Source organism: Streptomyces sp. CY-1 (assembly GCF_047218265.1).
Classification (GTDB): Bacteria; Actinomycetota; Actinomycetes; order Streptomycetales; family Streptomycetaceae; genus Streptomyces; species Streptomyces niphimycinicus.
Map to the genome: position 1 here is coordinate 2047632 of NZ_CP178393.1, position 21636 is coordinate 2069267.

Consider the following 21636-nt stretch of genomic DNA (forward strand, 5'->3'; position numbering starts at 1 on the left):
CCATCAGGGCAGCTCTGGGCCGCGGTACTCGCTCATCGCGTCGATGAGCCAGCGCGCCAGATAGTCGGCGAACGAGGACCGAGGGAGCAGCCGGTACGTCGGTACGCCGTCGACCTGCCAGAGCAGCGCCGCGACGGGTCCCACCGTGGTCGACACCGCGTGGCCGGGGCCGAAGGCCCGGGGGTGCAGGTCAAGCGGACAGCCCTTCTCCAGCACCTGCCGAGCGGCCGGGCCGCTCAGCTCCAGCGTGGTGCGGTTCGCGGAAACGTCCACGACCGAGCCCGGATCCGCGCCGAGTGCCGCCCGCAACCCGGCGGCCACGGCGGTCCCGTCGGTCCCCTCGGCCTGGGAGAGCACGAGCCATTCGTCGGGTCCGAGCCAGAGAACCGTATGGGCGCCCGATGCGGTGGTGTGGCCGCACTGCCGCGGAAGTGGCGCCCCCAGGGACTTCTCGATGCGGTCGGCCGCTTCGGAGGCGGGGTCGACGCGCAGGTTCACCATGGTGCTGAACGGCCACTCGGTCAGCGTGACTCCGCGCGGGCCGGTGACGGCGGCGGTGTGCATCCGCTCCGCCAGATGCGCCAGGGGACTGGTGCGCAGCGCCCCCGGGCCCGCGCCTGCCCTCGAACCCGCGCCTGCCCCCGAACCCGCGCCCGCGCCTTCGGCGTTCATCGGCTCAGCCATCTCGCCTGGTCCCTTCGGGGTCGTAGAGGACGGTGTCGGCCACCAGCACGGGCACCAGGTCCTCGCCCACGGGGGCGAGGAGGGTCTCGCCGATCCGTGCCCGCCCGTCCGCGACAAGGGCGAGGGCGAAGGGGCGGCCGAGGGCCGGGCTGTGGTAGCTGGAGGTGACATGGCCGAGCATCGGCACCGGTCCGGCCTCAGGGGTGAGGGGCACGTTCGGCGCGATGAGCTGGGTGCCCTCGGGCAGCCGGGTCCGCCGATCGCTCGGCAGCAGGCCGACCAACTGCTTGCGGTCGGTGCGGGAGGTGTCGGCACGGGAGTACGAGCGATTGCCGATGAAGTCCTTGCGCTGGGATACCACCCAGGACATGCCCGCGTCCTGCGGGGTGACCGTGCCGTCGGTGTCCTGGCCGACGATGATGTAGCCCTTCTCGGCCCGTAGGACGTGCATGGTCTCGGTGCCGTACGGGGTGATGTCGTACGGCCTGCCGATCGCGTACACCTCCTCCCAGACCGCCGGGCCGTACCACCCGGATACGTTGATCTCGTAGGCGAGTTCGCCGGAGAAGGAGATCCGGCAGATACGGGCGGGGATGCCGGAGGCCAGGGTGGTCTCGCGGAAGGCCATGAACGGGAAGGTCTCGTTCGACAGGTCGAGCTCGGGGGCGAGATGGGCCACGACCTCGCGCGACTGGGGGCCGACGACCGCGATCGTCGCCCATTGCTCGGTCACCGAGGTGCAGTGGACGTCGAGGTCGGGCCACTCGGTCTGTAGCCACTCCTCCAGCCAGTCCAGGACGGCGGCGGCGCCACCGGTCGTGGTGGTCGTGAAGTAGCGGTTCTCCTCGAGGCGCAGCGTCACACCGTCGTCGAAGATCATCCCGTCGGGCTTGCACATCACGCCGTAGCGGGCCATGCCGGGCTTCAGCTTCTTGAAGGCGTTGGTGTAGACGCGGTTGAGGAACTCACCCGCGTCCGCGCCCCAGATCTCGATCTTGCCGAGGGTGGAGGCGTCCATGAACGCCACGCCCTCACGGGCCGCGCGGCACTCGCGGGCCACGGCCGTGTCCATGTCCTCACCGGGCCGGGGGTAGTACCGGGGCCGCTTCCACTGCCCGACGTCCTCGAACACCGCCCCGTGGGCGACATGCCATCGGTGGATGGAGGTCGTGCGCTCAGGATCGAACAGCTCGCCGCGCTCACGCCCGGCCAGGGCGGCGAAGGCCACCGGCGTGTACGGCGCCCGGTAGCCCGTGGTGCCGATCCGCCCGGGTGAGGCGCCCGCGCCGAGGGCTTCGGCGATCACGCCGATCGCGTTGACGTTGGAGGTCTTGCCCTGGTCGTTCGCCGTGCCGAGCGAGGTGTAGCGCTTGATGTGCTCGACGCTGCGCATACCGGCGCCGGTGGACCGCCAGACGTCGGCGACGGTGACATCGCGCTGTAGGTCGACGAAGTGGGTGTCCCAGGTGGCGGGTTCGCCATCGGGGTCGGCGCCGGAGCCGGGTGCGGGCACCAGCCACAGTGCGCGCACCGGGCCCGCCGTGGCCCGGGGCCGAGCGTCGCCGGACGGCGGTTCGGGCGCGGCGACCGGGAACCCGGCGTCCGTCGCGGCCCGCGCACCGGCCCGCGCACCTTCGGTGAGACAGCCGTCGAGGTCGAACGTCCCCCGGGCCGCGCCGACGATGTGCTGGTCCCGTACGGCGCCGTCGGGGACGAAGGCGACCAGGTCCTCGTCCCAGCGCAGCGTGCCCTGGCGCTGGCTGTGCAGGTGCACCACCGGGCTCCAGCCGCCCGAGACGGCCAGCAGATCGCAGTCGAACGACGCGCTCTCACCGGTGAGTTGACCCTCGGCGTCGAGGGCCTGGACGGTGACACCGGTGAGCCGGTCCCCGCCCGCGGTGTCCACCACCGCACTGCCCGTCAGCACTCGCACCCCACTCGCCACGGCGACCTCGGCGGCCCGGCGGGACAGCTCGGGCCGCGCGTCCACGACGGCGGCGATGTCGATTCCGGCGGCGTGGAGATCGGCCACCGTGTCATAGGCGCTGTCATTCGTCGTGCCCACCACCGCCCGCGAACCCGGCGCCACCGCATACCGGTTGAGGTACGAGCGCACCGCCCCGGCGAGCATCACCCCGGGCCGGTCGTTGCCCGCGAAGACCAGCGGACGCTCGTGAGCGCCGGTGGCCAGGACCACCTGGCGGGCCCGGATGTGCCACAGCCGCTGCCGCGAGACCCCTTCGGACGGCTCGGGGGCGTCGGTGCCGAGGTGGTCGGTGCGCCGCTCCAGGGCCAGTACGTAGTTGTCGTCGTAACTGCCGAACGCCGTGGTGCGCCGCAGGACGACGGTCTCGGGGCCGGCGTCGAGGGCCGCGCGCACTTCGGCGACCCACTCCAGGGCGGTCTGCCCGCCGACCCTCTCGGTGCGCCCGGAGAGCAGCGAGCCGCCCGGTTCGCGCTGGTCGTCGAGGAGGATCACCCGGGCCCCGGAGCCCGCCGCAGCGGCGGCGGCCGCGAGCCCGGCCGGTCCGGCGCCGACCACCAGGACATCGGTGTGGACGTACTTCTTGTCGTAACCGGCCGGGTCGGGGCTCGGGTCGAGCCGTCCCATCCCGGACAGCGTCGTGGCGGACAGCCCGTCGTACAGCTCCGCCGTGGTGGCGGGCAGCATGCCCTCGGAGCACGGGCCGTCGATCCGCAACAGGGCGTTGGGCTCCTCAGGACCCGCGGCGACGATGCCGCGCGGTCGGCCGCGGTAGAGCGACGGGGCGGCCTCGACGCGCCCGTTCGCGAGCATCGCCGAGGCGACGGTGTCTCCGGGGTGTCCGGTCATCTCCCGGCCGTCGACGGTGAACCGCAGCACGGTGCCGCGGTCGACGCGGCCCCCGTGCGGGAGCCGGAATCGCTGGTCGGTCATCGGTTCCCTCCGGCCTGGGGGAATTCGGGACGGGGCTCGTCGAGCCGGTAGGCGGCCAGCACTTCGTAACTCACGGTGTCCCGCAGGACGTTGAACCAGCGGCGGCATCCGGTGCCGTGCATCCACCGCTCGTTGAACGGCCCCTTGGGGTTGTCGCGGTAGAAGACATACGCGGCCCACTCCTCGTCGGTGAGCTCCGCGGGGTTTCCCGGATAGGGGACGTGGGCCTGTCCCCCGTAGTGGTACTCGGTCTCGTCGCGAGGACCGCACCATGGGCAACTGATCAGCAGCACGATGTCCTCCTCAGTGGGCCACGGCCGCGGCGCCGTGTTCGTCGATCAACGCGCCCGTCGTAAAGCGTTCGAGGGCGAAGGGGGCGTTCAGCGGATGCGGCTCGCCGGTGGCGATGGTGTGGGCGAAGGTCCAGCCGGCGGCCGGGGTCGCCTTGAACCCGCCGGTGCCCCAGCCGCAGTTGACGTAGAGGTTCTCGACGGGGGTGGTGCCGATGATCGGGGAGGCGTCCGGTGTGACATCGACGATGCCGCCCCAGGTCCGCAGCACATGCGCACGGGCGAAGACGGGGAACAGCTCGACGGCGGCGGCCATCTGCCGCTCGATCACATGGAACGAGCCGCGCTGCCCGTAGCCGTTGTAGGCGTCGACGCCCGCGCCCATCACCAGCTCGCCCTTGTGCGCCTGGGAGACGTAGACATGCACATGGTTGGACATCACCACGGTGGGGTGCACCGGTTCATGCAGTTCGGAGACGAGCGCCTGGAGCGGATGGGACTGCACCGGCAGCCGGACACCGGCCCGCTCGGCCAGCACGCTGCTGTGCCCGGCGGCCGCGAGGCCGACCCGCCCGGCGAGGATGCGGCCACGGCTGGTCTCGACGCCCACCACCCGGTCGCCGTCCTTGAGGAAGCCGGTGACCTCGCACCCCTGGATCAGATCCACGCCCATCTCATCGGCCCGCCGGGCCAGCGCCCAGGCGACGTGGTCGTGCTTGGCGATACCGGCCCGCGGCTGGAAGGTGGCGCCGAGGACCGGATAGCGGGTGCGGGGCGAGACATTGAGGATGGGGCAGACCTTGGCGACCTCGTCCGGCTCCAGCCACTGGGCGTCGACTCCGTTGAGGCGGTTGGCGTTGACCCGGCGCACACCCTCGCGGACGTCCTGGAGGGTGTGCGCGAGGTTGAGGACGCCGCGCTGGCTGAACAGGAAGTCGTAGTCCAGCTCCTCCGGGAGCCGCTCCCACAGCCCCAGCGCGTGCTCGTAGATCGCCGCGCTCTCGTCCCACAGGTAGTTCGAGCGGATGATCGTGGTGTTGCGTGCCATGTTGCCACCGGCCAGCCAGCCCTTCTCCAGGACGGCGACATTGGTGATGCCGTGGTTCCGGGCGAGGTAGTAGGCGGTGGCCAGGCCGTGGCCACCCGCGCCGACGATGACCACGTCGTAGGAGGAGCGCGGCTCGGGGGTGCGCCAGAGGAAGTCCGGGTGCTCCGGCAGCGGCGTGGCGGTCATGCCGCGTCTCCGTTCGGACGGGGCGGGTGAGCCGGGTGAGCCGAGTGAGGCAGCCGGGGATAGAGGGGGAACGCGGTGGCGAGCTTCTCCACCCGGTCACGCAGCAGGCCGGTGCGCTCGTCGCCGAGCCGCTCGTCCATCAGGGCCTGCGCGATGATGTCGGCGACCTCCCGGAACTCCGCCGTGCCGAAGCCGCGGGTGGCCAGGGCCGGGGTGCCGATCCGCAGCCCGGAGGAGACCATCGGCGGACGGGGGTCGAACGGCACCGCGTTGCGGTTGACGGTGATGCCGACGCGGTGCAGCCGGTCCTCGGCCTGCTGCCCGTCGAGCGCGGAGGCGCGCAGATCGACCAGGACCAGGTGGACCTCGGTGCCACCGGTCAGCACTGTGATCCCGGCCTCGGCCACATCGTCGGCCAGCAGCCGTCCGGCGAGGATGCGGGCGCCGTCCAGGGTGCGCCGCTGGCGTTCCGCGAACTCCTCGCCCGCCGCCACCTTGAAGGCCACCGCCTTCGCCGCGATGACATGTTCCAGCGGGCCGCCCTGCTGCCCCGGGAAGACCGCGGAGTTGATCTTCTTGGCCAGGCCGGCCCGGCTGAGGATCACCCCGCCGCGCGGCCCGCCGAGGGTCTTGTGGGTGGTGGTCGTCACGACATCGGCGTACGGCACCGGGCTCGGGTGGAGGCCCGCGGCCACCAGCCCGGCGAAGTGCGCCATGTCCACCATCAGATACGCGCCCACCTCGTCGGCGATCCGCCGGAACGCGGCGAAGTCCAGTTGGCGGGGGTAGGCCGACCAGCCGGCGACGATCATCTTGGGCCGGTGGGCGAGGGCGAGCCGCTCGACCTCGTCCATGTCGATGCGCAGATCGGATTCGCGCACGTGGTACGGCACGACTTTGTACAACTTGCCGGAGTAGTTGATGCGCATGCCGTGGGTCAGATGCCCGCCGTGCGCGAGGTCGAGGCCGAGGATCGTGTCACCGGGCTCCAGCAGCGCGAACATCGCGGCCGCGTTGGCCTGGGCGCCCGAGTGCGGCTGCACGTTCGCGGCCTCGGCGCCGAAGAGTTCCGTCACCCGGGCGATGGCCAACCGCTCGATGACGTCGACGTGTTCACAGCCGCCGTAGTAGCGGCGGCCCGGGTAGCCCTCGGCGTACTTGTTGGTCAGGACCGAGCCCTGGGCCTCCATGACGGCGGCCGGGGCGAAGTTCTCCGAGGCGATCATTTCGAGGGTCGACCGCTGCCGGTGCAGCTCGGCGTCGACCGCGGCGGCGACCTCCGGGTCGAGCTCGCTGAGCGGGGCGGAGAGAGGGGTGGTGACCTCGGTGGGCGGGTTCGCTGCCATGTGCGCACCATCCTGGGAGGCGAACTACTGGACCACTGATCGGCAACTGATATATCAGCCTGTGCGGTAAGGTATGGGAGCTCGCCGGACAGGTCAAGGGGGCCTCATGCGGAACGTGGCGACCGAGCCCGGGGACGGCGAGGAGCTGTCCCTCGCCGAGCGCGCCTACCGCGCCATCCGGGACCGTCTGGTCATGCTCGAGATCCGCCCGGGCGCTCCGATCAACGAGGACCAGTTGGCACAGTCCCTCGGCGTCGGACGGACGCCGGTGCGCGAGGCGCTCAAGCGGCTCCAGTACGAGCGCCTCATCACCACCTACCCCCGGCGCGGCACCTTCGCCACCGAGGTCAACATCACCGACCTGGCCCATATCTCGGAGGTGCGTCAGGAGCTGGAGCCGCTGGCCGCCGCCCGAGCCGCGCGGCGCGCCACCGCCACCGACCGTACGACGCTGACGGCCCTACGGCGGGAGCTTGAGAGCGTGGATCCGCACCGGCATGCCGCCGCCGACCTCATGCATCTGGACCTTCAGGTCCACCGCGCCATCTACGCCGCCACGCACAACCCGTATCTGGAGGACACCCTCGTCCGCCACGACAATCTGGCCACGCGCATCTGGTGCCTGTTCATCGACCGCCTGTCCGACATGGCCGGCCATGTCGAAGAGCACGGACCGCTGATCGACGCGATCGTCGCCGGTGACCCCGACAAGGCGGCACAGCTCGCCGGCAACCATGTCGAGGGCTTCGAACGGGCCATCCGCGCGGCCATCTGAGTCGCCAACCTCCCTACCAAGGGCGGGAGTTCCCACCGGCTGGTGCGCGGCGCGGCGCCGTGCATGAATGGCTGTGCCCGCCTCCCGTGGGTGGAGGCGGCGGACACGCCACGTTCGGCCGACAGTCGAGGTGTTCATCGGCGCGGTGTGGCATGCGAGTTCGCTCCTTGAAGGCACGTCACTTCATTGGTGCGGACCTATTGACGGGACGCGTTCAACTCCCGAAATATATGGGCCGAGAGTCCGGCCGTGACCTTCCGGCCGAAAACCGCATGTCGCGGGCTGCGGCGGCACCTGTCCGACGGACATGCCACTGCCGGGGCCCGTCCGCGTCTGAGGAAGGCATCCCCCCACATGAACCACCGCGCAGAATTCACCGCCCAGGACCGCGCGCACCGCCGCCGCCGGCGGACCGCCCTGGCCGTGGCCGCCGTGGCCGCCGTCGCGAGCACGACAGCGGCGGCCTGGGCCGCAAGCCCCGGTCAGGCCCCCACCGCGGCGTCCGCCGCGCCCGCCGCCGTGGCCCCCTATCTGTACAACGGATGGGGCAACCCGCCGGACCCGGGCGAGGTGATGGACGCCACCGGCGTGAGCTGGTTCACCCTCGCCTTCGTCCTCGACTCGGGCAACTGCTCCCCGCAGTGGGACGGCAGCCGCCCGCTGACCGGCGGGGCCGACGAGCAGACCGTGAAGGCCATACGGGCCAAGGGCGGCGATGTCGTGCCGTCCTTCGGCGGCGCGAGCGGCGCCAAGCTGGAGCAGTCCTGCGCCGACGCCAAGGCCCTCGCGGGGGCCTACCAGAAGGTCATCGACGCCTACGGTCTCAAGGCCATCGACATCGACATCGAAGGCGACGCCTACAACGACCCGGCCGTCCAGCAGAAGACGATCGACGCCCTGAAGCAGGTGAAGGCCGACAACCCGGGGCTGCTCGCCTACGTCACCTTCCCCAGCGATCAGAACGGCCCCGACGACAGCATGATCCGCCGGGCCGCCGAATCCGGCTTCGAGGCCGATAGCTGGACCATCATGCCGTTCGACTTCGGCGGCGAGGGCCAGAACATGGGCGAGCTGACCAAGCAGGCCACCGACGGTCTGAAGAACGCCGTCAAGGGCGCCTACGGCTACAGCGACGACGACGCCTACCGGCACAGCGGCCTGTCCTCGATGAACGGCATCACCGACGTCAACGAGACCGTATCCACCGACGACTTCGAGGCGATCCTGGACTACGCCTCCCAGCACCATCTGTCGCGGCTCTCCTTCTGGTCCGTCAACCGGGACCGCCCCTGCCCCGGCGCCTACCCGAACGACGACACCTGCTCCGGAGTGGCCCAGGAGCCCTGGCAGTTCACCGGAATATTCGCCCGGTACCAGGGCTGAGGGAGACACACCACCATGACGAACGACACCACCGGCCGCGGGCGTCGCGGACGCCGCCGCGTCGCCGGCTGGACCGCCGCGTTCGCCGCGCTGGCCGGCGCCGCCGCGGCGGCGCTGACCGTACCGGCGGCACACGGCGCGGACGCCGAACCGGACCTGGGTCCCAATGTGCAGATCTTCGACCCGTCGATGTCCGCCCAGGACATCCAGGGCAAGCTCGACTCGGTCTTCGGCGAGCAGGAGAAGAACCAGTTCGGCCAGGCCCGGCACGCCCTGCTGTTCAAGCCCGGCTCCTACGACGTCAAGGCCAACGTCGGCTTCTACACCCAGGTGGCGGGCCTGGGTCTGTCGCCCGACGACACCACCATCAACGGCCAGGTGCATGCCGAGGCCGACTGGTTCGACGGCAACGCCACGCAGAACTTCTGGCGCGACGCCGAGAACCTCGCCGTCAACCCCGATGGCGGCGCGGACCGTTGGGCCGTATCGCAGGCCGCCCCGTACCGCCGGATGCATCTGAAGGGCGATCTACAGCTCGACGACGGCGGCTGGTCCAGCGGCGGTCTGCTGGCCGACACCAAGGTCGACGGGCAGGTGCGGTCCGGCTCGCAGCAGCAGTGGCTCTCCCGGAACACCGAATGGGGCGGTTGGACCGGCTCCAACTGGAACATGGTGTTCGTCGGCGCGCAGAACGCCCCGGCCGGGGACTTCCCCAACCCGCCGTACACCCGGGTCGACAAGACACCCGTCTCCCGTGAGAAGCCGTTCCTGTACGTCGACGACGACGGCGCGTACAAGGTGTTCGCGCCGGATGTGCGCAAGGACTCGACGGGCACGTCCTGGTCCTCCGGTGCGCCGAAGGGCACCTCGATCCCGCTGGACGACTTCTTCATCGTCAAGCCGGGTGACACGGCCGAGGAGATGAACGCGGCGCTCGACGCGGGCAAGCACCTGCTCGTCACCCCGGGGGTCTACCACCTGGACGCGCCGCTGAAGGTGACCCGTCCCGACACCGTCGTACTGGGCCTGGGCCTGGCCACGCTGATTCCCGAAAACGGGGTCTCGGCGATGACGGTGGCCGACGTCGACGGCGTCAAGCTCGCGGGCCTGCTCATCGACGCGGGCACCGAGAACTCCGACACCCTGATGGAGGTCGGCCCCGAGGACTCCTCCGCGAACCACGCCGACAACCCCACCTCACTGCACGATGTGTTCTTCCGGGTCGGCGGCGCGGGCGTGGGCAAGGCGTCCACCAGCCTGGTGGTCAACAGCTCGAATGTGATCGGCGACCACACCTGGATCTGGCGCGCCGACCACGGCGACGGCGTCGGCTGGGACTCCAACACGGCCGACCAGGGGCTCGTCGTCAACGGCGACGACGTGACCATGTACGGCCTGTTCGTGGAGCACTACCAGAAGCACCAGACCACCTGGAACGGCGAGGGCGGCCGCACGTACTTCTACCAGAACGAGATGCCCTACGACCCGCCCAACCAGGACGCCTGGATGAACGGCTCCACCAAGGGATACGCCGCCTACAAGGTGGCCGACTCGGTCAACCGCCATGAGGCGTGGGGCCTGGGCAGTTACTGCTTCTTCAACACCAACAAGTCCGTCACCGCCGAGCACGCCTTCGAGGTCCCCCGGACCCCGGAGGTGAAATTCCACGACATGGTCACCGTCTCGCTCGGCGGCACCGGCACGATCAACCATGTCATCAATGGCACGGGAGGCCCCTCGGACGCGGGCAGCAATGTCGCGAACGTGACCGAGTACCCCTGATCCCCCGGCTGCCCCGAAGCACACCACCAGCTCGGCCGGCTCCACCCGTTCCACCCGTTCCACCGGTTCGCCTGTGGGGCGCGGGTACCTCGCCCGCGCCCCACAGGCGGCTGAGCACACGCACGGACCGCATGTCGTTGTCGGATTCCCCTTCGTGAAGGACGGGCACTGATGAGCGTTTCCCGGCGAGCCCTGCTGACCACCGCGGCCGGTACGGCGGTGGCGGCCACCTCGATCGCTCCCCCGGCGCAGGCCGCGCAGAAGGCTCCAAGCCCCGCGGCCACGCTGGGTGCGACGGCGGACTACGCGGTGGCGAAGCTGCGCGCGGTGGCACCGGGGGTGAGTGGCTTTCCGGTCGGTACGAAGTTCGAGAAGTGGACGTACTCCCAAAGCGGCGACTGGGTCGGCGGGTTCTGGCCCGGCACCCTGTGGATGGCCTGGCTCCACAGCGGCGAGGAGCGGTTCCGCACCCTGGCCCTCGCCTCCGCGGAAAAGCTCGCCCCGCGCCAGAACGACACCGGCACCCATGACCTCGGATTCCTCTTCTATCCCTCATGGGTCACCGCGTGGCGGCTCACCGGCGATGACACATGGCGGACGGGCGCGATCCGGGCGGCCTCCTCGCTGATCAAGCGGTACAACCCGCAGGGCCGTTTCATCCGGGCCTGGGGAGCGCTGAACGATCCGGGGAACGCGGGCCGGGTCATCATGGACACGATGATGAACCTCGATCTGCTGGCGTTCGCGAGCAGCCGGACCGGGGACGGGAAGTACCTCGACATCGCGGTGGAACACGCGAGAACCACCCAGCGGAACTTCCCCCGCCCGGACGGGTCGACCCCGCATGTCTACGACTTCGACCCGGCCTCCGGCGCTCCCCTCGGCCCGGGTACCGTACAGGGCTACAGCCCGGCCTCCTGCTGGTCACGCGGGCAGGCATGGGGGATCTACGGATTCACCACGATCTACCGCCGGACCGGCCACCGGGAGTTCCTCACCACCGCACGGAAACTCGCCGACTTCGCCCTGGGCGCGCTGAGCCCGGACCATGTGCCGGTGTGGGACTATCTCGCGCCGCAAGCGCCCCACGACATCAAGGACGCCTCCGCGGGGGCGGTGATGGCCTGCGGCCTGCTCGACCTGTCGCGGGCGACCGGCGAACCGCGCTACCGCGAGGAGGCGCTGAAGCTGCTCACCGCGCTGTCGGAGACCTGTCTGACCAGGAAGTCGACCCGCGCGGACGCGGTCGTGGCGCGCTGCACCCGCAATCGGCCGAGCGAGGACGGCATCGAGATCTCGCTCCCGTACGCCGACTACTACCTGCTCGAAGGCATCCTGCGGGTGCTCCGCCCCGATGACATCGACCGGGCCATCGACCTGTCCACGGTCTGACCCGGCCCCGGCCCCGGTCGCCGACCGCCTCATCGAATTCGCGACATCGCCGAGGTGATCGGCCGGGCATCACTCCTACGGGGCTGGCCGCCGTCCGGTCGATGGGTCACACTGCTCACAGTTTTGCAAGGCCGAGTGACGCAAGGGGCGCTGATGGGCGCGTACGACGAGACTTACCACCGCAGCCTGGAGGAGGTCGAAGGGTTCTGGCTGGACGCGGCGGCGGCGATCGACTGGACCCGGACGCCGACCCGGGCGCTGGACGACTCCCGTGCGCCGCTTGTGCGGTGGTTTCCCGACGGTGAACTCAACACCTCGTACAACGCGTTGGACCGGCATGTCGAGAACGGCCACGGCGACCGGACCGCGCTGATCTACGATTCCCCGGTGACCGGTGCGGTCCGGCGGTTCAGCTATGCCGAGCTGCGTGACGAGGTCGCGCTCTTCGCCGGGGCGCTGCGCTCGCTGGGCGTGGCCAAGGGTGACCGGGTGATCGTTTATATGCCGATGGTGCCCGAGGCGGTCATCGCCATGCTGGCCTGTGCCAGGATCGGCGCGGTGCATTCGGTGGTCTTCGGCGGCTTCGCGCCCAAGGAGCTGGCCGCTCGTATCGAGGACGCCGAACCGGCGGTGATCGTCGCGGCGTCCTGCGGGATCGAGCCGACGCGGGTCGTGGAGTACCAGCCCATCGTCGAGGCGGCGCTCGGTCTGACCACCCATCAGCCGGACCAGGTCGTCATCCTTCAGCGCGACAGGGCGCGAGCGCGGCTCGGCGGGCGCTATGTGGACTGGGCGGATCTCGTCGCCCGCGCCGAGCCGGCCGGTCCGGTCCCGGTGGCGGCGGCCGACCCGCTGTATGTGCTGTACACCTCCGGTACCACCGGCAGGCCGAAGGGGGTCGTGCGCGACAACGGCGGCCATGCGGTGGCGCTGGCGTGGTCGATGGCCGCGATCTATGACATCGGGCCGGGCGACGTGTGGTGGACCGCGTCCGACGTCGGCTGGGTGGTCGGCCACTCCTACATCGTCTACGCGCCGCTGCTGATCGGTGCGACCACCGTGCTGTACGAGGGCAAGCCGGTGGGCACCCCGGATGCCGGTGCGTTCTGGCGGGTGATCAGCGAACACGGGGTGAAGGCGCTGTTCACGGCTCCCACGGCGTTGCGGGCGATCAAAAGGCTGGACTCGGAGGCCGTCGAGCCGAAGAAGTACGACCTGTCGTCGTTCCGCACCCTCTTCCTGGCCGGGGAGCGGCTCGACCCCGAGACCTACCACTGGGCGCACCGGCACCTCGGCACACCGGTCATCGACCATTGGTGGCAGACCGAGACCGGCTGGGCGATCGCGGCGAACCTCCACGGTCTGGAGCCGATGCCGGTCAAGCCCGGGTCGGCCACGGTTCCGGTTCCCGGCTGGGATGTGCGCGTGCTGGACCAGGACGGTACCGAACTGCCCGCGGGCCAGGAGGGCGTGATCGCGATCCGGCTTCCGCTGCCGCCCGGCGCGCTTCCCACGCTGTGGGGTGACGACCAGCGGTTCATCGAGGCGTATCTGTCCCGGTACGAGGGCTACTACCTGACCGGTGACTCCGGTTACCGCGACGCGGACGGCTATCTGTTCGTCATGGGCCGCACCGACGACGTCATCAACGTCGCGGGGCACCGGTTGTCCACCGGTGCGATGGAGGCGGTGCTCGCGGCGCATCCGGCCGTCGCCGAGTGCGCGGTGATCGGGGTGCACGACGAGCTCAAGGGGCAGTTGCCCCGGGGCTTCGTGGTACTCAAGGCGAGGGCCGAGATCAGCGACGAAGACCTGCGCGAGGAGCTGATCGCGGCGGTGCGCCGGGATATCGGCCCGGTCGCCGCGTTCCGGGCCGTCTCGGTCGTGGAGGCGCTGCCCAAGACCCGGTCGGGAAAGATCCTGCGCAAGACGATGCGCGGAATCGCCGACGGGCGCGACGAACCGGTGCCCTCGACCATCGAGGACCCGTCGGTGCTGGACGCACTGCGGCCGGTGCTGCGCCCCGAGTGAGCGTTCCCCGTCGGCGGCACCTGGGGGCCGGGGCGCACGGTTGCCTCCGGGTGCCCTGACCCGGCGCCGGCGGGGCCGTCCGCCGGGGCATCCGGCGTCCGGGGTCAAGCGGCGGCCTCATCGGGCGCGTCCTGGCTCCCTGGCAACCCTTCGCTGGTGGTGAAGTAGAAGACGGGGAGCAGGACGAACGCGCCCAGGGCGGCCAGTGGTGTGACGAGGACGCCCAGGACCCCGGCGAGGGCGTAGGCCAGGGCCCCGATCCATGAGCGAAGGGAGCCGTGGCGTACGTAGGTGGGCTCGCTGGTGCCTTCCAGCAGTTCGGGGCGCCGGTGCAGATGGTGGTAGAGGGCCGCCCAGCTCAGACACATCGCGGCGGCGAGGGCCGCGTAGAGCACGACGGCCACCTTCGCGTCCGTGCCCCAGGCGTCGGCCTGGAGCTCGGTGGCGACCACGTCGGTGGGAAAGGCCAGCGCCGCCGTGGTGAAGAGCAACAAGAGGTTCGCCGCGTGCAGGCCCCGGTCCATGCTGCGGATCCGCAGAAAGGCCCGGTGATGGTTGAGCCAGATCACCGCGATGTAACTGAAGGACGCGGCGTATCCCAGGTAGGCGGGCCACTGGCGGGCGAGTGCGTCTCCCAGGCCGCCGGGTGGATGTGCGGGGGTGGTCAGGCCGAGCACCAGGAGGGTCATCGCGATCGCGAAGACGGCGTCGCTGAACGCTTCGGCGCGAGCCGTGTCCGAGAGAGCGAACCGCTTGGCGGGCACATGGAAACGGGGCGGCATACGAGGCTCCTTTTCCGCCCCCCAAACAGGTGAATATGGCCCATAGCGACTATATCGGGTCCCACTTCGCCGCAGCTCGGCACGCGGTGGGGCGTACTCGGCTCACCCCTGAACCGCGTCCCTCACCTGGGTAAACTGTTGCTGTCCCGACAAGCCCCGAACAGCACCAGGAGGCCGGATGCCACCGCACGACACCTCCGCGCTCGGGGCACCGCGCGAAGGGCAGGGCCGGGACCTGTCGCCCGCCCGTCAGGCCCTGTCGGACAGCGTCTACGAGAACATCAAGGCCATGGTCATGGACCATGAGATCACCCCCGGCGCGCGCGTCAGCATCGAGGCCCTGGCCCGCGCCCTGAGCGTCTCGCCGACCCCCATCCGGGAGGCGCTGGCCAGGCTGGAGTCCGACGGGCTGGTGGTGAAGAGACCGCTCTCGGGGTACCGCACCACCGAGCTGCTGACCCGCCAGGGGCTCGAGGAGCTCTTCGAGATGCGGCAGTTGCTGGAGCCGAGGGCGGCCGCGCTCGCCGCGGGCAACGCCAGTGAGGCCCAGCTCGACGGCATCGAGCGGATCGCGGAGGAGATGCAGTCCCAGTCGGGGACCGCCGGGCGCTATGCGGCCTACCGCGACTTCGCCGCCCTCGACCAGCGCTTCCACGACGCGATCGCGCAGGCGTCCGGGCGGCCGCTGCTCGCGGACGCGGTGGAGCGGCTCCATTCCCATCTGCATATCTTCAGGCTCAGCAGCGTTCTCGACGCCGAGGACCCGACCCTCGCCGAGCACCAGCGGGTGCTGCACGCGATATTGCGCCGCAACCCCGACCGCGCGGCCGAGGCGATGGCGGAGCACCTCGCCCGCAGCCTCCGGCGCCAGCTCAGCCAGGACGACAAGTCCTGACCGGGCGACGTCCTGACCGCACGGCGTCCTCCATCAGCCGCCCGGCCCGGGGGCCTCAGGGTCCGGTCATGCCTCCACCGCCCGCGGGCGCACGGCCGAGGTCGCGCGGTCGTGGATGATGCGGATGATCCGGCCGCTCATCCGCTCGTAGTCGCGGTCGTTGTCCACCTGACCGCGGATCCGATGGTCGGCCATCACGGCCACCCGGTCCGCGAGCGTGATCATCTCCGCGAGGTCGCTGCTGATCAGCAGGATGGGCAGGCCATCGCGGGCCAGCTCCCAGATGAGTTCGTGGAAGGCGTGCTTGGTGCGCACATCGACACCGACCGTCGGCTCGTCGACGATGAGCAGCCGGGTGTCGGCCGCCAGCCACTTCGCCAGGCTCACCTTCTGCTGGTTGCCACCGGACAGCTCACCCGCGTTCTGCCCGAGCCCCGAGACGCGGATCCCGAGACGTTCGACGAGGTCGTGGGCCACCGCCTGCTCCTCGCGCGCGGAGATGAACCCGAGCGCCTTCGCCAGCCTCTTCCACACCGTCACCGTGATGTTCCGGGCGATGGGCTGCTCCAGGAAGACCCCTTCCTCCTTACGGTTCTCGGTGAGGTAGCCGATGCCGTAGCGGTGCAGGGCCTGCCGGGGAGAGGTGATGCGCACCGGCTCGCCGTGCACCCGGATCTCGCCGCCGGTGACGCGGTCGAGGCCGAGCATGGCCCTGACCAGTTCGCTGCGCCCCGCGCCGACCAGTCCGTACAGACCGACGATCTCGCCGGGCCGCACGTCCAGGCTGATGTCCCGGTGTCCGGCGGCGGTGGAGACGTCGTCGAGCGAGAGCACCGGCGCCGCGGACGTGTCCACCTCGCGGGGACGCATCGCGGTGGCCGAGTGGGCGCGGCCGACCATCAGACCGACCACGTCGTCGTGGGTGTGGTCGGCCAGCGGTGAGGACTCGAGCACGGACCTGCCGTCGCGCAGCACGGTGACGGTGTCGCAGAGGGCGAACACCTCCTCCAGTTTGTGGCTGACGAAGACGACGCATGTCCCCCGGGCCTTCAGCCGCCGGACGACCTCGAAGAGGCGCTCCGCCTCCTGTGGCGAGAGGGACGCGGTCGGCTCGTCCAGGAGCAGCACCCGGCTCTCGGTGTACAGGGCCTTCGCGATCTCCACCAACTGCTGTTGGGCCACGGAGAGTTCACGGACCGGCTGGTCCGGGTCGAGGTCCAGGCCCAGCTCACCGAGGCACCTCAGAGCGGGGGCGGTCATCGCCGCGCGGTCGATCAGACCACGGTGCGAGGGAGGGCTCTGCAAGGTGATGTTCTCGGCCACCGAGAAGCCCGGAATCAGATTGCGCTCCTGGTGCACCACGCCGATGCCGGTGCGGGTGGCCTCCTGCGGTGAGCGCAGATGGACCTCGCCGCCGCACCAGGTCAGGCGGCCGCCGCCCGGCGTGTGCACCCCGGTGAGGACCTTGATGAGGGTGGACTTTCCCGCGCCGTTCTCGCCGAGCAGTGCGTGGACGGACCCCTCGGTCAGCCGTAGTCCGACGCCGTCCAGGGCCCGCACACCGGGAAAGACCTTGACGATGGCGTGGCATTCGAGAAGGACGTTGCTCATCCGGAACCTCCCGGGTGCGGCAGGACGGCGGTCGGTCGCGGGTCGTTCGGCGGTGGTGCGGGTGGTACGCGGCCGCGCGAACCGCCCCGCTTCTCCAGATGGGTCTGGTGGATACGGCCGCCGACCACCGTGCCGAGCACGACCACGCCGATGAGGAAGTTCACCCAGCTCGGGTCGAGTGAGAACTGTGCGCGGGCGGCGTCGATGAGCCGCATCACGAAGGCCGCGAGCACCGTGCCGAGCACGGCGACCGACCCTCCGGTGAGCGCCACGCCGCCGATGATGGGGGCCGCGAAGCTGGGCAGCAGCCAGTCGCCGCCGACACTGCGGTTGACTCCGGGCAGCGACGCCGTCGCGGTCAGGGCGGCCACGCCGATCAAGAGCCCGGACAGGGTGTGGGCGAGCACGATCTGCCGGTCGGTGGAGATGCCCGAGAGCCTGGCCGCCAGCGGGTTGCCGCCCGCCGCCAGGAGCCGCCGGCCGGCGGTGCCGCGGTACAGGAAGGCGGCGAGCAGGGCCGCGGCGGCCAGAGCGGTGACGAACACCAGCGGGACGTTCAGCGGGGCCGCCCTGCCGAGGTCCTTCAGGCCCGCGGAGTATCCGTCGACGGTACGCGTGCCCACCAGCCAGTACTGCGCCCCCTGGAGGATCGTCATCGTGCCGAGTGTGACGATAAAGCCGTTGATCTTCGTCGCCACGATGCACAGGCCGGTCACCAGCCCGATGGCGGTGGCCGCCAGCACACCGGCCGCCACCGCGACCCCGGCGGGCACACCCTGGTCCGCCATCAGCACACCCATCAGGCAGGCGGTGAAGCCGCCGAGCGCGCCGACCGCGAGGTTCAACTGTCCGACGCACAGCGCGACCATCTGGGCCAGCCCGATGAGCACAGGGGTGGCCAGATACCGCAGGAAGGTCCGTATCGATGGGCCCTCGAGGAACGCGCCGGAGGAGGCCAGGCCCAGGGCGAGGTAGCCGGCGAGCACCACGCACAGCAGGGTCATCGTCGTGGAGCGGGAGAAGCGGCGCAGGACCGCGGCGCCCCGCTCTCGCCGATCGCGGATCGTGTTCATGTGGAGCGCACCACCTTGCGATGGGCCACCACGGTGCGCACCCGGTCGGCCGAGAGGGCCAGCAGGAGTACACAGCCGAGGTAGATGTTCAGGCTTTCCAGACCGACACCGAGCAGATCGAGCCCCTTGCGGATCACGCCGACCAGGGAGGTGCCCAGCAGAGCGCCCAGTACGGAGACGACGCCACCGGTGAGCAGGGTGCCGCCGAGCACCGAGCCGAGGAAGGAGGGCAGCATGAAGTCGTCCCCGATGGAGGCGCGGAAGGTTCCGGTGCCGACGGCGGCCATGAATCCGGCGAGCGCGGCGAGCAGCCCCGAGAGCGTGTGCGCCAGGATGAGGCGGCGGCCGGTGGGAATGCCGGACAGCTCGGCCGCCGCGGGGTTCGCCCCGGTGAGCAGCAGCTCCCGGCCGATGCGGGTGCGGGCGTACAGGAAACCGAGGCCGACCAGTGCCAGGACGGTGAACTGCGCCATCTGCGGGATGACCGGGGATCCGCACACGGGCCCGACGCAGATGTCGGCCAGCGAGTACGAGCGCAGTTCCGCGAGCCCGGACGGCCTGCTGGTGAAGGCGGCGTTCTCGGTCAGGGCCGAGTAGAGCAGGGAGACGAGTCCCAGCAGCGCGAAGTCCATCGCCAGGGTCACCACGAAGGAACTGACCCCGGTACGGGTGATGATCCAGCCGGTCAGCGCGCCGATGGCGGCCCCGGCCAGCAGGCACAGCAGCAGGCCGAGTGGCAGTGGCAGGTCCAGCCGGTCGTATCCGAACCCCGCGAACAGGGCTCCGAAGGCGGCCATCCGCCCGACGGCCAGGTTCATATGCCCCACCGAGAGCACGACCATCTGGGCGAGCGCCACCACCGTCAGCGTCGAGACGTCCCGCACCAGCGGGAACAGCACCAGCCGTGCATCGAGGAACGCCGGCTGCAAGACGCCGAACAGGGCGCCGAGGCCGATGACGAGCACCAGCAGCCCGAGCCGCTGGTTGACCCAGAACGGCAGCCGGTGCGCCGGTCGCGGTGGCGTGGCCCCGGCGGGGCCGGTGTCGGTGCCCGGCGGGAGGACGGGCGTTGTCATGCCACCCTCCGGTCGTCGATGGCGTCCATGTCCCAGTCGATGCCGATCCCCGGAACGTCGGGCGCCACGGCCCGCCCGTCGCGGATCGTCAACTCGCCGCGGGTGACGGCCCGCAACTGCGGGATGTACTCGACGAACCTGCCGTTGGGCACCGCGGCCACGAGGCTGACATGCAGTTCCATCAGGAAGTGCGGGCACACCATGACGTTGTGGCTCTCCGCCGTGTGGGCGACCTTGAGCCAGGGGGTGATCCCGCCGATGCGGGCGGCGTCGACCTGCACGATGGACGCGGCGCCCGTCTCGAGGTAGGTGCGGAACTGCGGGGGCGAGTACAGGGACTCGCCGACGGCGACGGGAATCCGGGTGGCACGCGCCAGCCGGGCATGGCCGCTGATGTCGTCGGCCGGCAGGGGCTCCTCGATCCAGTACGGGTCGTAGGGCTCCAGCGCGGCCGCCAGTTGGAGGGCCGAGGACATCGTCTGCGACTGGTTGGCGTCCGTCATGATGTGCAGCGAGGGGCCGACGGCCTCTCGTACGGCGCGCAGACGCTCCGCGTCCTCGGCGGCATGCGGCTTGCCCACCTTGATCTTGACACCGGCCCACCCGGCCTTCTGGGCCTGGAGCGCGCCCTTCACCAGGTCGTCGGCGGTCAGGTGGAGCCAGCCGCCCTCGGTGTCGTAGACCGGAACGTCCTGGCGGTGGCCGCCGGCCAGCCGCCACAGCGGCTCGCCCGCGCGCTTGCAGCGCACATCCCACAGCGCGGTGTCGACGGCGGCCAGCGCGAGCGAGGTGATGGCTCCGGTGGTGGTGGCGCGGGTCAGGGCGAACAGCCGCTGCCACAGCGCCTCGATGTTGCGCGCGTCCTGCCCGATGAGGGCGGGCAGCAGATGGTCCCGCAGCAGGGCCAGTACGGAGGTTCCGCCGGTGCCGATGGTGTAGGCGTATCCGGTCCCCGTACCGCCGTCCACCGTGGTGAGGTCGACCAGGACCGTCTCCTGCTTGACGAAGGACTGCACCGCGTCGGTGCGGTCCGTCTCCACGGCGATATCGGCCAGCTTGGCCGTGGCGGTCGTGATGATGCTCATCTCGTGATGCCCGTTTTCTGTAGAGCGTTCTGAGTCCCGGGACGGCGGGGATCAGCCGCACGCGAGGACGTCGTCGGCGAACTGCTTCTTCAGCCGATCGGTCTTCGCCTTCCGCGCGCGGTCGTAGGTCGTGACGTTCTTCTTGGTGACGACGAACGAGCCGGAGTCGACGGACCGGCCGGGCGTGCGCATGGTGCACTGCTTCGTCTGAAGCAGCGCGAGCGCCCACGCCCCGACCTTCGCCTGTCCCACCGGGTTCTGTACGACGGTGGCGGTGACCGTGCCCTGCTCGATCGAGCTGAGGATCTTGGCGTCGTCGTCGATGGCGACGACCTTCGCCCGCGATCCGGAGCTCTTGACCGCGTCGGCGGCGGCGACGGCCGGGTTGTAGGCGGTGGAGACGATGCCCTGGATCTGCTTGCCCTTGGCCGTCAGCAGGTCGGACACCGCCTTCTGCGCGGTCTGGAGGTCCTTGTCGATGTCGGTGACGGTCTGTAGCAGCTTCGCCTTGCCGCCCGTCTCCTTCACCGCCCTGGCCACGCCCTTGATCCGCAGTTGGGTGTTGGCGTCCACGTTGTTGCCCGTCAGATGGACGATCGTGCCCTTTCCGCCCATCGCGCCGATGGCGGCCTTGGCCGCTTTGTACGCGGCGAGTTCGACATCGGTGGAGAGACAGAAGTCGGCCTCGTTCCTGCCCGCCGGGCAGGAGCCGAGCGAGGCCACGGCGAGGCCCTGCGACTTCAGGTCGGCGAATGTGGTGTTGATGTCGGTCGGCGAGACCCCGAAGACACCGAACGCGTTGTAGCCGCGCGCGGCGAGCGTGGACAGCAGATTGTTCTGCTTCTGCTGATCCCACTCCGCCGTCTCGTCGAACGTCACGTCGCCGAGCCGGTATGTCTTCTTCGCGTCGGCGCCCGCCGACTTCCAGGGCTGGAAGTAGGGGTGGGCGCCGCCGGGCACGAGCGCCACCTTGGTGGCCGACCCGTCCGCGAGCACGGCCGAGCCGCCGCCCGCCCGCGCGGACGCGAGGCCCTGCCCGCCCGTCGGCTCACCCGAGTTCTTGAGCGTGCAACCCGCCGAAGCCGCGGCCAGCACCATGACGGCCACCACTCCCGGCAGTACAGATCCAGTCCGGAGACCCACCTCCGCACCCCCACGAATCAAATAGGAAATTGATGCCGCGATGGTGTGCCAGCCGAGCCTCCCCGTCAAGGCCCCTGACAAACACGAGATCCGGCACCCCTGTGGATCGGGTGCCGGATCTCGTCTCGTGGATTCCT

General features: G+C 70.5%; 16 protein-coding genes and 1 pseudogene. 6 read left to right on the plus strand and 11 right to left on the minus strand.

Annotated elements, in window-relative coordinates; translation table 11 throughout:
- Window positions 1-3: 3 nt before the first annotated feature.
- The 5 genes from ACK1X7_RS08510 to glyA form a co-directional block, all read right to left on the minus strand.
- Window positions 4-564, minus strand: coding sequence for a sarcosine oxidase subunit gamma (locus ACK1X7_RS08510; protein ID WP_390792705.1), 561 nt, complete (start codon window positions 562-564; stop codon window positions 4-6).
- 112 nt (window positions 565-676) lie between these two features.
- Window positions 677-3601: a sarcosine oxidase subunit alpha family protein gene (locus ACK1X7_RS08515; RefSeq protein WP_413114888.1), complete on the minus strand. Its 2925-nt coding sequence runs from the start codon at window positions 3599-3601 to the stop codon at window positions 677-679.
- The gene (locus tag ACK1X7_RS08520) at window positions 3598-3894 is read right to left on the minus strand and encodes a sarcosine oxidase subunit delta (RefSeq protein WP_385156157.1); all 297 of its coding nucleotides are present in this window, start codon (window positions 3892-3894) and stop codon (window positions 3598-3600) included. The genes ACK1X7_RS08515 and ACK1X7_RS08520 overlap by 4 nt, the downstream gene beginning before the upstream one ends.
- Before the next feature lie 10 nt (window positions 3895-3904).
- Window positions 3905-5125 (minus strand): sarcosine oxidase subunit beta family protein, encoded by a 1221-nt coding sequence (locus ACK1X7_RS08525; RefSeq protein WP_093468380.1) that lies wholly within the window; start codon window positions 5123-5125, stop codon window positions 3905-3907.
- Entirely contained in the window at window positions 5122-6471 is a 1350-nt protein-coding gene (gene glyA, locus ACK1X7_RS08530; RefSeq protein ID WP_385156154.1) for a serine hydroxymethyltransferase, read from the minus strand. Before glyA ends, ACK1X7_RS08525 begins: the two co-directional genes overlap by 4 nt.
- 106 nt (window positions 6472-6577) lie before the next feature.
- Here glyA and ACK1X7_RS08535 point away from each other — a divergent pair, with 106 nt between their 5' ends.
- The 5 genes and pseudogenes from ACK1X7_RS08535 (at window position 6578) to ACK1X7_RS08555 (ending at window position 13834) form a co-directional block, all read left to right on the plus strand.
- A complete protein-coding gene (locus tag ACK1X7_RS08535) occupies window positions 6578-7246 on the plus strand; it encodes a GntR family transcriptional regulator (RefSeq protein WP_361501012.1) in 669 nt (222 codons plus the stop codon).
- Between the two features lie 507 nt (window positions 7247-7753).
- A pseudogene (locus ACK1X7_RS08540) lies at window positions 7754-8629 on the plus strand (chitinase); the annotation flags it as partial.
- A 15-nt stretch (window positions 8630-8644) separates the two neighbouring features.
- A complete protein-coding gene (locus ACK1X7_RS08545; protein WP_413114889.1) occupies window positions 8645-10411 on the plus strand; it encodes a coagulation factor 5/8 type domain-containing protein in 1767 nt (588 codons plus the stop codon).
- Between the two features lie 171 nt (window positions 10412-10582).
- On the plus strand, window positions 10583-11803 hold the full coding sequence (locus tag ACK1X7_RS08550) for a glycoside hydrolase family 88 protein (RefSeq protein ID WP_385156148.1): 1221 nt from the start codon (window positions 10583-10585) through the stop codon (window positions 11801-11803).
- Between the two features lie 153 nt (window positions 11804-11956).
- Complete coding sequence (locus ACK1X7_RS08555; RefSeq protein ID WP_390792604.1) at window positions 11957-13834, plus strand: propionyl-CoA synthetase; 1878 nt, start codon at window positions 11957-11959, stop codon at window positions 13832-13834.
- A gap of 104 nt (window positions 13835-13938) precedes the next feature.
- Here ACK1X7_RS08555 and ACK1X7_RS08560 read toward each other — a convergent pair whose 3' ends face one another.
- Window positions 13939-14616, minus strand: a complete 678-nt coding sequence (locus ACK1X7_RS08560; RefSeq protein ID WP_385148578.1) for a TMEM175 family protein — start codon at window positions 14614-14616, stop codon at window positions 13939-13941.
- A 178-nt stretch (window positions 14617-14794) separates the two neighbouring features.
- Here ACK1X7_RS08560 and ACK1X7_RS08565 point away from each other — a divergent pair, with 178 nt between their 5' ends.
- Entirely contained in the window at window positions 14795-15511 is a 717-nt protein-coding gene (locus tag ACK1X7_RS08565) for a GntR family transcriptional regulator (RefSeq protein WP_413114890.1), read from the plus strand.
- Window positions 15512-15577: 66 nt separating this feature from the next.
- Here the strand turns inward: ACK1X7_RS08565 and ACK1X7_RS08570 are convergent, their stop codons facing one another.
- From ACK1X7_RS08570 to ACK1X7_RS08590, 5 genes are read right to left on the minus strand one after another with little or no spacing between them, the layout of a single operon-like run.
- A complete protein-coding gene (locus ACK1X7_RS08570) occupies window positions 15578-17122 on the minus strand; it encodes a sugar ABC transporter ATP-binding protein (protein ID WP_390792602.1) in 1545 nt (514 codons plus the stop codon).
- Entirely contained in the window at window positions 17119-18195 is a 1077-nt protein-coding gene (locus ACK1X7_RS08575) for an ABC transporter permease (protein WP_385148569.1), read from the minus strand. Before ACK1X7_RS08575 ends, ACK1X7_RS08570 begins: the two co-directional genes overlap by 4 nt.
- Complete coding sequence (locus ACK1X7_RS08580; protein ID WP_385148566.1) at window positions 18192-19271, minus strand: ABC transporter permease; 1080 nt, start codon at window positions 19269-19271, stop codon at window positions 18192-18194. Before ACK1X7_RS08580 ends, ACK1X7_RS08575 begins: the two co-directional genes overlap by 4 nt.
- Window positions 19268-20356, minus strand: coding sequence for a mandelate racemase/muconate lactonizing enzyme family protein (locus ACK1X7_RS08585; RefSeq protein ID WP_390792601.1), 1089 nt, complete (start codon window positions 20354-20356; stop codon window positions 19268-19270). The genes ACK1X7_RS08580 and ACK1X7_RS08585 overlap by 4 nt, the downstream gene beginning before the upstream one ends.
- A gap of 51 nt (window positions 20357-20407) precedes the next feature.
- Window positions 20408-21454: a substrate-binding domain-containing protein gene (locus tag ACK1X7_RS08590; RefSeq protein ID WP_390792704.1), complete on the minus strand. Its 1047-nt coding sequence runs from the start codon at window positions 21452-21454 to the stop codon at window positions 20408-20410.
- Window positions 21455-21636: the final 182 nt, after the last annotated feature.